This window comes from Humibacter ginsengisoli, from assembly GCF_054780095.1.
Genome location: NZ_BAAGWZ010000006.1, coordinates 338,168 through 350,911 on the forward strand (window position 1 = coordinate 338,168; position 12,744 = coordinate 350,911).

At 69.2% G+C, this 12,744-nt stretch carries 11 protein-coding genes; 2 read left to right on the forward strand and 9 right to left on the reverse strand.

Annotated features, from left to right (window positions below):
• Position 1: 1 nt before the first annotated feature.
• Together ACYVI5_RS09905 and ACYVI5_RS09910 are read left to right on the forward strand one after the other, a co-directional pair.
• Positions 2–1,405 (forward strand): sensor histidine kinase, encoded by a 1,404-nt coding sequence (locus tag ACYVI5_RS09905; RefSeq protein WP_460580036.1) that lies wholly within the window; start codon positions 2–4, stop codon positions 1,403–1,405.
• 24 nt (positions 1,406–1,429) lie between these two features.
• Entirely contained in the window at positions 1,430–2,452 is a 1,023-nt protein-coding gene (locus ACYVI5_RS09910; protein ID WP_460580037.1) for an alcohol dehydrogenase catalytic domain-containing protein, read from the forward strand.
• 79 nt (positions 2,453–2,531) lie between these two features.
• Here the strand turns inward: ACYVI5_RS09910 and mutM are convergent, their stop codons facing one another.
• The 9 genes from mutM to ACYVI5_RS09955 all read right to left on the reverse strand — a co-directional run bounded on the left by mutM (position 2,532) and on the right by ACYVI5_RS09955 (position 12,637).
• Positions 2,532–3,491: a bifunctional DNA-formamidopyrimidine glycosylase/DNA-(apurinic or apyrimidinic site) lyase gene (gene mutM / locus ACYVI5_RS09915; protein ID WP_460580579.1), complete on the reverse strand. Its 960-nt coding sequence runs from the start codon at positions 3,489–3,491 to the stop codon at positions 2,532–2,534.
• On the reverse strand, positions 3,469–4,212 hold the full coding sequence (gene rnc, locus ACYVI5_RS09920) for a ribonuclease III (protein WP_460580580.1): 744 nt from the start codon (positions 4,210–4,212) through the stop codon (positions 3,469–3,471). Before rnc ends, mutM begins: the two co-directional genes overlap by 23 nt.
• Before the next feature lie 58 nt (positions 4,213–4,270).
• The gene (gene rpmF, locus ACYVI5_RS09925; RefSeq protein WP_022899781.1) at positions 4,271–4,474 is read right to left on the reverse strand and encodes a 50S ribosomal protein L32; all 204 of its coding nucleotides are present in this window, start codon (positions 4,472–4,474) and stop codon (positions 4,271–4,273) included.
• A 4-nt stretch (positions 4,475–4,478) separates the two neighbouring features.
• On the reverse strand, positions 4,479–4,991 hold the full coding sequence (locus ACYVI5_RS09930) for a YceD family protein (protein WP_460530529.1): 513 nt from the start codon (positions 4,989–4,991) through the stop codon (positions 4,479–4,481).
• Between the two features lie 120 nt (positions 4,992–5,111).
• A complete protein-coding gene (locus ACYVI5_RS09935) occupies positions 5,112–7,478 on the reverse strand; it encodes a transglutaminase family protein (RefSeq protein ID WP_460580038.1) in 2,367 nt (788 codons plus the stop codon).
• A complete protein-coding gene (locus tag ACYVI5_RS09940) occupies positions 7,471–8,805 on the reverse strand; it encodes a DUF58 domain-containing protein (RefSeq protein WP_460580039.1) in 1,335 nt (444 codons plus the stop codon). Before ACYVI5_RS09940 ends, ACYVI5_RS09935 begins: the two co-directional genes overlap by 8 nt.
• 10 nt (positions 8,806–8,815) lie before the next feature.
• Entirely contained in the window at positions 8,816–9,847 is a 1,032-nt protein-coding gene (locus ACYVI5_RS09945; RefSeq protein ID WP_460580040.1) for an AAA family ATPase, read from the reverse strand.
• Positions 9,844–10,326, reverse strand: coding sequence for a pantetheine-phosphate adenylyltransferase (gene coaD, locus ACYVI5_RS09950; RefSeq protein ID WP_460530160.1), 483 nt, complete (start codon positions 10,324–10,326; stop codon positions 9,844–9,846). The genes ACYVI5_RS09945 and coaD overlap by 4 nt, the downstream gene beginning before the upstream one ends.
• Before the next feature lie 82 nt (positions 10,327–10,408).
• On the reverse strand, positions 10,409–12,637 hold the full coding sequence (locus ACYVI5_RS09955; RefSeq protein WP_460580041.1) for an ATP-dependent DNA helicase RecG: 2,229 nt from the start codon (positions 12,635–12,637) through the stop codon (positions 10,409–10,411).
• Positions 12,638–12,744: the final 107 nt, after the last annotated feature.

Genomic DNA, 12,744 nt, shown 5'->3' on the forward strand with positions numbered 1-12,744 from the left:
CATGCGCGTCCTCCCCCGCACCCTCGCGGGACGCATCGTGTTCACCACCGTCGCCGTCGCCCTGGTCTCCGCGGTGGTCGCCGGCGCAGTATCGCTGGGTCTGGTGCGCGCGGCTTCGCTCGGAGATGCCCGGTCGGAGGCATCCACGCTCGCCGATCAGCTCGCGGCGCTGCCGCAGAACCAGCTCGAGCAGCGCGTGAACGACCAGACCACCGGCTCCGCTGAGCCGAAGGTAGCGCTGATCAACGCGGACGGCACAGTCAGCGGATCCATCGGCGTCGTGCTGCGGCCCAAGGTGCGGCAACGCCTCGAACGAGGCTCTACGCTGTCCACGACGGTCGAGCTCGGTGGACGTCGCTTCATCGTGGAGGCGCGTCAGAGCCTCGCCGGAGGAACCGTCGTCGTCGCCCGATCGCTGACCTCGGTGGACGCCGCCGTGTCCCGGGTTGCCGGTCAGCTGCTCATCGCTCTGGCGATCGGGCTGGCGGTCGCGCTCGGGGCGGGCATCCTGCTCGCACGGGTCGTGTCACGGCCGCTGTCGCGAACGGCGGCGGCGGCCCGCAGGCTCGCGAAAGGCGATCGCAATGTCGAACTGCCGCACACCGCGACCGCGGAGGTGTCCGACGTGGTGAACGCGTTGGACGAGCTGGACGACGCGCTCACCGTGAGCGAGGCACGGCAGCGCGAGTTCCTGCTCTCCATCTCGCACGACCTGCGCACGCCGCTGACCGCGCTGCGTGGATACGCGGAGGCCCTCGCAGACGGCGTCGTCGGCGCGGAGGATGCCCGCGAGGTGGGATCCACGATGCTCACCGAGACCCGCCGCCTCGACCGTTTCGTCGCCGACCTGCTCGAACTCGCACGGCTGGAGGCGCACGACTTCGCCGCCGAGCTGACACCGGTCGATATTGCCGGGGTGATGGCAGAAGCCGCCGCCGCCTGGCGCGCTGTCGCCTCCTCGGCTGGCGTCGAGTTGCGCACGGACGTGCCACCCGGAGTCATCGCGAACACGGACGCCCACCGCTTGCGGCAGATCGTCGACGGCCTGCTCGAGAACGCGTTGAGAGCGACGCCGTCCGGTGGCCTCGTCGCCGTGGAGGCGGGCACCGTCTCGGCGACGGATGGCGGCATCCGCGTCGCCGTGACGGTGAGCGATAGCGGTGCCGGACTCACCGCCGAAGACCGCGATTCGGCCTTCGTGCGCGGAGCGCTGCATGACAAGTACCGGCAGACCAGGGCTGTGGGCACCGGTCTCGGCCTCTCGATCGCGCAGCGGCTCACGGCACGCCTCGGCGGCGCCCTGAGCGCGGTCGACACGACCGGAACGCCGTGGGGTGCGTCGTTTCGGCTGGAGCTGCCTGGCATCGACGCTCAGGAGAGCCTCCCTCCCGGCGACACGGCATAGCCGAACACGGCATAGGTTGGTCGGATGGGTGCTGCGACAGTTGGTTCCGGATCCATGCGCGCCGCCGTCATCCATGAACTCGGCCCGGCAGAGGCGATCAGGTTGGAGACCGTGCCCGTGCCGCAGCCTGGACCGAACGACGTGCTCGTGCGGGTGAGCGCGACCACCGTCAACCCGGTCGACACCTTCGTGCGCAGCGGCGCCTATCGCACTCGGATGACGTTCCCGTTCGTCGTGGGGCGGGACGTTGTCGGCGTTGTCGAAGAGTCGGGCGCCGCCGCGAGCGGCTTCCAGGTGGGCGACCTCGTCTGGAGCAACAGCCTGGGGCATGGCGGGCGCCAGGGCACTGCCGCGGAGTTCGCTTGCGTTCCGGTCGACCGGCTCTACCGCCTGCCTGCCGACGTGGACCCCGTCGAGTTCATCTCTGTGGTGCATCCGGCGGCGACAGCGTGGCTCGCCCTTGTCGAGCACGGGGCTCTGACGCGGGGTGGAACCGCGTTCGTCGGTGGCGGAGGCGGCAACGTCGGCTCGTGCGCCGTGTCGTTCGCGCGCTGGATGGACTGCCGCGTCGTCACCACGGCCGGTGCCCATGACCTCGAGCGCCTCACCGCGAGCGGTGCGACCGCCGTGGACTACCGCGGCGAGCGAGCCGACGCCGAGGTCGAAGCCGCCCTGCACCCGGCGGACTCGACACGGCACCCGGGAGCGGATGTCTGGCTCGACACGTCCGGCACGCTCTCGCTCTCACGGGCAGTGCCGTTGCTGGCCGAGCGCGGCCGTATCGTGCTCATCGCGGGCATTGCCCGGCACGACGTGCTCGAGTTCGGCGAGCTGTACACGCATGACCGTTCGATCGTCGGATTCGCGATCAGCAACGCCACCGTCGACGAACTCGCCCGCGCCGCGGACGCCATCATGCGCGCCGTGACGGATGGAGCGCTGCCGACACCACGCATCCGTAAAGCTCCTTTGGACTACGCCGCCGCCGCACACGCCGCGATCGAACATGGAGAGGTGCACGGCGAGCGCATCGTGCTCGTCCCGTGATGGACGCGGCAGGTTCGTCGTTATGGCGTCAGTCTCGTCGGTCGCAGGATGATCCGTTGCGCCGAGCAAGACGGAGCGATCAGCGGAGCCGCTGACAGCGCGGGCAGTAGTGCGACGACCGGTTCATGAACGACGCCCGCACCATTTCGGTCCCGCACCGCGGACACGGCTGACCGTCGCGTCCGTACGCGTTGAGGCTGTGCGCGAAGTATCCGGATGCGCCGTTCACGTTCACGTACTGCGCGTCGAAGCTGGTCCCGCCTTCGGCAAGCGCCTTGTGCAGCACCGCTCGCACCTCGGCGAGCAACTCGCGGGCCTTGCGGCTCGACAGAGTGGCGGTCGGCTGGTCGAAGTGGATGCGGGCCGCCCACAGCGCCTCGTCGGCGTAGATGTTGCCGACGCCGCTGACGAGCGTCTGGTCGAGGAGCGCGCGCTTGACCGTCGTGCGCCGGGAGGCCAGCGAGGTCAGGAATCGTCGGTCGTCGAATGCCGGGTCCAGAGGATCGCGCGCGATGTGCGCCACCTGGCTCGGTACCCGCGCCTGGTCGACGCCGAATCCGCCGGGCGCGCCGTCGGGAGTCGGCTGCATGCGGTCCACGGCGAGCGAGCCGAACGTGCGCTGGTCGACGAAGTGCACGGCCAGCTCCCCGTGCAGCGGATGCTCCACCATCAGCCGCACCCGCGCGTGGCGCTCGAGAGGCGCACCCGCTTCCCGCAGCAGCACCTGGCCGCTCATCCCCAGGTGGAGCAGCAGCGCGTCCTCCTGCGTCTCGGATGCCTCATCCCGTTGCCCGGATGGTCCGGCCTCGCTGTAGTCGGCCGCCGCCGTGCGACGGTCGAGCGGCAGCCACAGGAACTTGCCTCGGCGGGCGGCGCCGAGCATCCGCCGCCCCGTCAGCAGGGCGGAAAGATCGCCGCGCGCGCGATCGTGTCGGGTGAGGGCGCGTTCGTCGAGCACCTCGACGGAGGAGATCACGGCATCGGCGACCGCCGGTTCGAGACCGGCTCGCACCACCTCAACCTCGGGAAGCTCTGGCACTGCTGTCGTCGGCCGTCTCATCGGCCGCACCGGAGTTGGCCATCGACCACGCCCGGAGCGCTGCCGCCATCTCCGCGTTCTTCTTGCTCGTTCCTTCGCCGGTTGCGGTCACCACTCCCTCGACCGTCACCCTGGCATGGAACGTCTTGTTGTGATCCGGTCCGGTGTCGGTCACCGTATACTGCGGCGGAGGCGCGGAATGACGGGCCGCCAGCTCTTGCAGGCTGGTCTTCGGGTCCATCGCGGCGCCGAACCTGTCCGGGTCGTCCAACAGCGGTTCGATGAGACGCAGCACGAGCGCCGTCGCGACCTCGCCACCGGCATCCAGGTACACCGCTCCGATGATCGCCTCGACCGTGTCAGCGAGGATCGACGACTTGTCGGCACCGCCGCTGGATGCCTCGCCTCGACCGAGCAGCACGAACTCGCCGAGCCCGATTCCTCGCGCGACCTCGGCAAGCGCGACACTGCTCACCAGTGACGCACGACGCTTGGCCAGCCCGCCTTCCTCGAGACGCGGATAGTCGCGGTACAGCTTGACCGTCACAGCCTGCCCGAGGATCGAGTCGCCGAGGAATTCCAGCCGCTCGTTGTTGGGGATGCCGCCGTGCTCGTACGCGAACGAACGATGCGTGAGGGCAAGCGTCAGCAACTCCGGATCGATTCGAACCCCAAGGCGTGCCTGAAGCTCATCCGTCGACTCGGCCGCAGCACGACTCAGGCGCGCACCGTCATCGATGCGCGCCTGCGACTGCGCACGCTGAGCGTGCGCCGCGTGACTAGACGTCGGCGACCTTGCGGCCCTTGTACTCAAGGAACAGCGGGGTGCCGGCCGAGTCCTCGACGACCTTCGCGTGATGCGGAAGGCTGTAGGTCACTTTGCCGTTCTCGACGGTCTTGACCAGGTTCGGAACCTGGGCCTTCCACTGCGAACGACGCGCGTGGGTGTTGGCGCGCGACTTCTTCCGCTTGGGAACAGCCATGTCTCTACTCTTCTCTGTCTGGGGAGCCGGCCTGTTCAGGCGAACTGCTCCGGCCGGCGGCGTCATCGGAAGCGGGGAAGTCGGCGAGCGCAGCCCACCGCGGGTCGATGGGGTTCCTGGGTTCGCGATCCGGCAGATCGGCCAACCGTTCGCCGGTCTCAGGGTCGAGACCAGGGCAATCCGGTCGGCACACCGGCTGGAACGGCAGTGCCAGCACCACCGCATCCCTGACAAGAGGTTCAAGATCCACGTGGTCGTCGTGAACCTCGGAGTCAAAAGCTTCCCCAGAAGAATACGCGAAAAGCTCCTGGAAGTCGACTTGGACGGGCTCCGCGATGTCGGTCAGGCAGCGCCCGCAGACACCCTTGGCGATCGCCGAAGCCTCCCCGGAGACGAGGATGCCCTCGTGCACGGATTCGAGGCGAAGGTCGAGTTCGAGAGGCGCGCCGGCCTCCACGCTCACGAGGCCTTCCCCGAGCTTCTCCGGCACGTCGACCGTCAGAGACTCCTCGCGCATCTGGCCCGGCCTGTGCATCAGGTCGCGGACGCCGAGGGAGTAGGGATTGCGAGCGGCGGGAGACACGAACAACGATTCTACCCGTCGCGCCTCGGCATCATGCGGAGGCGGCGGCGGGCGTCACGCACCGGCGCGGGCGGCCGAGGGAGCTCGCAGCCGACCCTCGAGCAGCGACACCGGGACCATCGTCGCGCGCATCCGTCTGGCCAGTCCTGCGGTCGCGGCGAGGGCCGACACCACCGTGACGACGTCATCGGCGAGCACGGGATCGGCCCAGCGGCCGCCAGGCGGCCCATACCGCTCCTGCTCGATCGCCTCCACGAGTTCGGCCAGGGCGAGGGATGCCGCATCCTGCGACGACGCATCCGGCGCGTTCCCCGATGCGTCCGTCCACGTTCGGCGCAATCGGTCCGCGAACGCGCGCGGGGTCTCCGTGGGTGGTGCTGCGAGGCCGAGGTCCAGCGTCGACGCACGCAACTCCGCCCACGCCATCCGCGCCGTTCCTCCGCCCTGCCGCACCGTCGCAAGCCGCTTCGCACGCATCCGGCGCCTCACCACGGCGGGCGTCAGCACCATCGCCAGGATGAGCAGCCCGACCGCCGCGACGCTGCTACTCGAAGAGAACGCCGCCGTCGCAGTATCCACGGCGCCGCCGCCGGCCACCGGTTGATCGGTGGGAAGTCTCCGCTGGGCGCCGCCGGCCGCGCCGGCGCTCGACGTATCGGTCGGCACGGGCGTCGCCGCGGCGGCCGTGCTGTAGTCCGGGACGGTTCCGCGGCCCACCGTCGGTTCGAACGGCACCCAGCCGACACCCGGGAAGTAGAGCTCGGGCCAGGCGTGCAGGTCGTCGGACGTGACCTGGTACTGCGTGGTCGAGCCCGATGTGCCGGTGATGACCCCGGGCAGGTACCCGACCGCGATCCTGGCCGGAATGCCGAGCTCGCGCGCCATGAAGACCATGGCTGCCGCGAAGTGCACGCAGTACCCTGCCTTCTGCTCCAGGAACGTCGCGATCGTGCCCGGCGTGTCACCGTCGTAGCCGCCGTTCTTCGGAGCATCCAACGAGTACCGGAAGTCGCCGTCGTGAAAATAGGACTGCAGCTCCACCGCCATGTCGTACGGCGTTGTCGCGCCCGCCGTGACGGAGAGCGCCGTCGCACGGATGACCGCCGGCGCGTTGCGGGGAACGCTCAGGTCGTCCTGCACCGAGTCCGGATAATTCGTTCCCGCGTCTCTCAGTTGCCTGGCCGTGGGCTGCACCGCCTTCGAGATCGCGGTGTATTGCTGGTCGACGGTCGTGGCCGTGAGACCGGAGATCGTCAGGTCGTTGCGTTCCCACGCCCAACTGCCGTTCAGCCCCTCGACCTTCGACACCGGGTACGGGGCCGGCAGCCACTGACTGGTCATGTTGTGCACCTGCACGTCGGTGACGACCGTGCTGGTCTTCACGTGCTTGCTCAGGCCGGGAGCCGTGCCGATCGAGGTGGACGAGCTGAAGAACGTGGACGGAGACTTGGTGTGCCGCCACACCTCGCCGGAGAATGCGTCGAGCGTCGTCATCTGGAGATAGCCCGGCGAGGGCGCGGTGGTCGAATAGTCGATCACCGTCACCGGCACCGGGCGCCTGAGGTCGGCCCCGAGATCGATCAAGGGATTCACGCCCTGGCCGAACAGCACGCCCGCTGCAGGGATCGCCTGCCTGCCGATCTGCTGGAACCCCGGTGCGGTCGTTCCGATCACGAGCGCGACGACGATCGCCCCGGCAGCGATGGACAACGACGTGGCGATCTCCGCCCCGGTGCCCCTCCTGGCGCGCACATCCACTCGGAGCAGGAGCAGGTACGCGATCAGACACAGGATGAGCGACACCGGTGAGATGCCGCCGTCCAGTAGCGAGGCGGGCGCAATGAGCGCTGAGGCGACAACGATGCCCACCAGCGCGGGGCGGCGGAGCACGATCGCCACGAGGTCGGAAGTCCACGCGATGACGCCTCCGACGGCCACGATGAGGAACAAGAACTCAGGCAGCGGATCGGCGGGGACTCCCTGGTTGTAGAACGAGACCCTGGCCCGGGAAACGAGGTCGCCGAACTCCACGGCCGTCGCGGGCGTCGGGATGAACCCGAGCAGCGCGGTGCGTGGGGCGAACATCGCCGTCACGAGCAGCACGAGCGCCACGAGGGAGAGCACCGGTGCAAGAGCGCGCGGCAGAGCGAGCGCACGGCATCCTGCCGCCACGCCGTGTACCACGATGAAGGTGAGCAGCAGTTCCCACCACCATTGCGCGCCCGAGATGAGTCCGACGAGCGCGACCGCGAGTGCGGCCATGAGCGCCAACAGCGCGCCGCTTCGCCTCGGGTCGGCCTGGCGCGTCGACAACCGTGGCACGTCATCGAATCGTGCGCGCGACGACGGCGGGCCGGAGACCCCGGGCAATCTGCTCCGCGCCGGGGCACCCGATGCGGTGGACCGCGTCGTGTCAGCCATGGTGCACCACTGCCGAGCGGATGGCCGCCCGCTGCCACGCGGCACTCGGCCGCTCTCCCACTTCCACGTCGACGCAGGTCCAGCCACGTCGCTCATAGTGCTCGCGCAGCTCGGCGCGCTCACCGACGAAGAACGCCACGGCCGGGTCGCACAACGGGCGCAACGACGCCACAGCCGCCAGTTCGTCATGGTCGCCGTCGACGACGATCACGAACGTCGGAACAGCCTGCGGATTGCGACGAAGCGCAGCGCCGAGAACGCCGGCTGGATCGGCGTTGTCGCGTCTGAGCTGTTCCGCGGCGGCAAGCCCGATCAGAAGCGAGTGGGCGCCGCCTGGCGGATCGTACGCCGAGACCGCGAGGCCCGCCAGTCCAGCGCGACCGGTGCCCGCCCTGCCCTGTAGCTGCAACGGCGCAGACTCGGCCACCCCCAGCACGTAGCCTTGATCGATGAGATGAGCGCCCAGCGATGCCGCCAGATCGACCGCCGTCTCGAATCGGTCGTTTCCGGTGTCCGCGTGCAGGTGCCGGTGCTCGAGCCGCGCACCTCCGTCGGTGTCCACCAGCATCCACGTCTCCGGATTGCTGCGCGGCTCCTCCTGCCGCACCATGAGCTTGTCGTGCCGTGCGGTCGCCCGCCAGTGCACGCGTCGCATGGGGTCACCGGGACGGTAATCGCGCGCGATCAGCTCGTCCGCGTTCGGGATGCTGTGCTTCACCAGTTCGTGCTCGTACCCCTCGCTGCGGGAGACGTCGAACTCGCCCTCCCCCAGGTCGTCCACGTGCGGAACGACGATCAGAGGCTTACCCGAGCCCACCGCGTACAGGCAGCGAACGAGACCGAACGGATCCGTGCGCTCCAGCAGTAGCGGGCCGACCGAGAACACACCCCGCCGCGTCGTGCCCAGCGAGTACCGCACTGTCGCGGAATCGGAGTGGTCGCGGCTGGCGATGGCGTGCTCGCCCAGCGGGGGAAGCGGTGCGAGGGAGGATGCCGTGAGTGCGGGCGGGCAGGCATCCCGCAACCGCAGGCTCGGCGCGCGCCGGCTCGCCTCGTTGCGCACCGTGACAGACACGTGAGCGGGTTCGCCGGCCGTGACAACATCGGACTCGAACTGGCGGGTGACGCTGATCCACGGCCGGTCGACGGTCACCGCGATCGCTGCGGCGAGCGGAAGAAGCAGTAGCACAAGGCCGAGCACGAGCAGGTCCACCCTGCCGTACGTCGCGGCGCCGACCATGGAGACGGCGCCGGCCAACGCCAGCCCGGCGCCTCGCCAGGTCGGTCTCGGCCGCTGCGCTGCGGACCGGGCACGCGTGGCCCTCATGCGGCACAGGCTACTTCGGTTGCCCCGTGGGCACGGGGGTGGCCGCGACGATACGGGAGACGACATCGGCGAGCACGGCAGCCCGCTCGTGATGCTGTCCCATCGCGCGGCTGGTGGGCAGCAGCCGGTGAGCCAGAACGGGAACCGCAAGCGCGTCGACGTCGTCGGGGAGCACGAAGTCGCGTCCTTCGAGCGCGGCTCGCGCCTTCGCGGCGCGGACTAGCTGAAGAGTCGCGCGCGGGCTCGCCCCGAGCCTGAGGTCGGCGTCGTCGCGCGTGCCGTGAGCGATGGCGACCGCGTACTGCTTGAGGGCATCCGAGGCGAAGACGCGCCTCGCCAGAGCCATCATCTCGCGCAGCCGGTCGCTGCTGACGACGGCGCCGATGCGGGAGAGCGGACTCGACGTGTCTCGGCCCGTGAGCATCTCGATCTCGGCCTGTTCGTCTGGGTACCCCATGGCGATGCGGGCCATGAAGCGGTCGCGCTGCGCCTCGGGGAGCTCGTAGGTGCCCTCCATCTCGACGGGGTTCTGGGTGGCGATCACGATGAACGGGTCGGGAAGCGGATACGTCGACCCGTCGACGGTGACGTGCCTCTCCTCCATGCACTCCAGCAGGGCGGACTGCGTCTTCGGGCTGGCGCGGTTGATCTCGTCGCCGATGACGATGTTCGCGAACACCGCGCCGGGCTTGAACTCGAACCGTCGTTCCGGCTGGTTGTACACCGAGACGCCCGTCACGTCGGAGGGAAGCAGATCTGGGGTGAACTGGATGCGACTCACGGTGCAGTCCACCGACTTCGCCAGCGCCTTCGCCAGCATCGTCTTGCCCACGCCGGGTACGTCCTCGATGAGCAGGTGACCCTCGGCCAGGAGCACGGTCAGCGCGACCCGCACCGCCTCGTGCTTGCCATCGATCACCGCCTCAACGTTGGCCGCGATCTGCTCAGCCTCTTCACGCAGGTCGTCGGGTGTGATGCTCGGTTCGGTGTCGGTGGCCTCGGCCGAGGCATCCGTCGGTTGTTTGGTCGGGAGCGTGTTCATATTTCCTGCAGATAGTCGTATACCGCACGCGGCACGTACGGGCTCACGTCACCGCCCAGCGCGGCGACCTGACGCACCAGCGAACTCGACACGTGAGCGTTCGCGGGATTGGGCAGCATGAAGACCGTCTCGACACCGGCCAGATCGCGGTTCACGATCGCCATCGGCGTCTCGTACGCGACATCGACCTGGGAGCGGATGCCCTTGACCAGCGCGTTCGCCCCGACATCGGTGCAGTAGTCGACGAGCAAGCCGACGCTCCACGCGGCCACGATGATGTTGCCTGGCAGTCGTTCGTCGGCGATGGATCGCTCCAACAGCGAGACCCGCTGGGCGATCGGGAGCATCGCACTCTTGTCGGGATTGTGCACCACCAGCACATGGATCTCGTCGAACAGCCTCGCCGAACGGGCGATCACATCGAGGTGACCCAACGTGACCGGGTCGAACGAACCGGGGACAACGGCGATCCTGCTCATAGGGCTCCAGTGCTCATAGGCTTTCAGAATAGCGGCCGGGGTTTACCTGATCGTTACCATTCAGCGGATGCTCGGCGTCGGGTCACGCGCGCGCCATGAAGTCGCGGGAACGTTCCGTCAGCCGGTCGGCGATGGCGGATGCCAGTGCCGGGTGCGCGGACAGCCTCGGGTCGCTCTCGAGCAGCGCGGCGGCATCCGCTCGCGCCCTCTCGATGACGGCGCCGTCGCGGGCGACCCGCAGCAGTCGCAGCGAGGACCTGCCGCCGGACTGGTTGCTGCCGAGCACGTCGCCCTCCCGCCGGAGATCGAGGTCGGCCTCGGCGAGTGCGAAGCCGTCGAGCGTCGCAGCGACCGCGTCCACGCGCTCTCGCGCGAGCGTTCCCGCCTCCGCCGCGGTGACGAACAGGCAGAGCCCCGGCACGCCGCCCCGGCCGACGCGGCCGCGCAGTTGGTGCAGCTGCGAAACGCCGAACCGGTCGGCGTCGAGCACGATCATGGCTGACGCGTTCGGGACATCGACGCCCACCTCGATCACCGTCGTCGCCACGATGAGGTCGAGCGCACCCGCCGCGAAGGAACGCATCACGGCGTCCTTCTCGTCGGCCGGCATCCGTCCGTGCAGCGCGGCGACGCGCGCACCCGACAGCAACGGGTTCGCTTGGACCGAGGCGAGAGTCTGCTCGACCGAGGCGACAGGCGTGGCCGTACGGTCGGCATCCGTGTCGCCCGGCTCTGCAAGCTCGTCGTCCTCGGCCTCCTTGGCGCTGATCGCCGGACAGACGACGAACACCTGATGACCTGCGGCGATCTCCTCGGACGCGCGCTCCCAGATGCGCTGTTCCCACCGCGGATGCTCCGCGAGCGGCACGACGAAGCTCTCGATGCGCTGCCGGCCGGCCGGAAGCTGTGCGATCGTCGACACGTCGAGGTCACCGAACACGGTCATGGCGACGGTGCGCGGGATCGGCGTCGCGGTCAGCACGAGCTGGTGCGGCGGGGTGGATGCCTTACCGCGCAGCACGTCTCGCTGCTCGACGCCGAAGCGATGCTGCTCGTCGACCACGACAAGTCCCAAGTCGAAGAACGACACGTTCTCACTGAGCAGCGCGTGCGTGCCGACCACGATCTGCGCCTGCCCGCTCACCGCGCGCAGCAGTGCCTTCTTGCGTTCGGCAGCTGTGAGACGCCCGGTGATCAGCGTGGGCATGAGTTCAGCGGAGAGATCCGGGCCGAGAGCGGCAGCGATCGACCGCAAGTGCTGCGATGCCAGCACCTCGGTCGGGGCGAGAAATGCGGACTGCCCGCCGTTGTCCGCGACCTGCAGCATGGCCCTCAGCGCGACCACCGTCTTGCCGCTGCCCACTTCTCCCTGCACGAGCCGGTTCATCGGAAACGGCTGGGCGAGGTCGTGCGCGATCTGCTCGCCCACCGTGCGCTGGTCATCGGTGAGCTCGAACGCGAGCGCCTTCTCGAAGCGAGCCGCATATCCGTCGGGCTTGGGCATCCGCACGGTCGCGGCGGTCTCGCGCAGCCGCTCGCGCTCCTGGAGCAGCGCGGCCTGCAGCACGAACGCCTCCTGGTACCGCAGTGTGTGCCTCGCCCGAGCCCAGTCGGCGTCGTCGACCGGAGTGTGGATGCCCCGCAACGCCCTCTCGAAGCGCTCCAGCTTGCGGTCGCGTGCGATGGCATCCGAAACCGGGTCGTCGATGGCGCCGAGCCTCGGCAGCACCTCCTCGCGGATGACCTTGGCGATCTTCCAGCTCGCGAGCGTCGATGTCGCCGGATAGATCGGGATCGGCCGGCTCTGCCAGCTCTCGGCGTCGCCGTCCGTTCCCTCCTCGAAGAGTTCGTACTCCGGGTGCGTGAGCTGAGGCGCTCCCTTGTACCGGTTCACCTTGCCGGCGAAGATGCCGCGGCGACCCGGGACCAGCTCGTTCTCACGCCACTTCTGGTTGAAGAACGTGAGCGACAGCGTGCCGGTGCCGTCGGAGATCACCGCCTCGACGATCGTGCCGTGGCGCTGTCGCATGGCTCGCACGCTGCAGTGCTTCACCTCCGCCACGATCGTGACGTCCTCGTCCGTCGGCAGGTCGGCCAGGGCCGTCAGCTCACCACGGTGCGCGTACCGGCGAGGGTAGTGCGCAAGGAGATCGCCGACGGTGCGGTGCCCGAACGCGCGCGCGAACAGCGCGGCCTCCCGTTCGCCGAGCAGCGCCCGCAGCGGGGTCTCGAGGTTCACTTTGGGGGGTGCGGCGCGACCAGCGGACGACGCGACGGATTCGCCCGTGAGTTCCGTAGGCGTCCGCGGCATGACACCAGGCTAGAGCAGGCGGCCGACACCGCTCGCGCGAGCTCGGCTTGGCGGCGTCGTCAACAGGACGGATTGCGCTCTCGCGGCGAGAACGTGGTCGTTCGCCC

What these genes read in the sequence shown, in the direction of transcription:
- coaD (WP_460530160.1), bottom strand. Translation starts at nt 10,326, where the DNA reads ATGAGCAGGATCGCCGTTGTCCCCGGTTCGTTCGACCCGGTCACGTTG.
- ACYVI5_RS09945 (WP_460580040.1), bottom strand. Translation starts at nt 9,847, where the DNA reads ATGAACACGCTCCCGACCAAACAACCGACGGATGCCTCGGCCGAGGCC.
- rpmF (WP_022899781.1), bottom strand. Translation starts at nt 4,474, where the DNA reads ATGGCTGTTCCCAAGCGGAAGAAGTCGCGCGCCAACACCCACGCGCGT.
- ACYVI5_RS09955 (WP_460580041.1), bottom strand. Translation starts at nt 12,637, where the DNA reads ATGCCGCGGACGCCTACGGAACTCACGGGCGAATCCGTCGCGTCGTCC.
- ACYVI5_RS09910 (WP_460580037.1), top strand. Translation starts at nt 1,430, where the DNA reads ATGGGTGCTGCGACAGTTGGTTCCGGATCCATGCGCGCCGCCGTCATC.
- ACYVI5_RS09930 (WP_460530529.1), bottom strand. Translation starts at nt 4,991, where the DNA reads ATGCGCGAGGAGTCTCTGACGGTCGACGTGCCGGAGAAGCTCGGGGAA.
- ACYVI5_RS09905 (WP_460580036.1), top strand. Translation starts at nt 2, where the DNA reads ATGCGCGTCCTCCCCCGCACCCTCGCGGGACGCATCGTGTTCACCACC.
- ACYVI5_RS09940 (WP_460580039.1), bottom strand. Translation starts at nt 8,805, where the DNA reads ATGAGGGCCACGCGTGCCCGGTCCGCAGCGCAGCGGCCGAGACCGACC.
- ACYVI5_RS09935 (WP_460580038.1), bottom strand. Translation starts at nt 7,478, where the DNA reads ATGGCTGACACGACGCGGTCCACCGCATCGGGTGCCCCGGCGCGGAGC.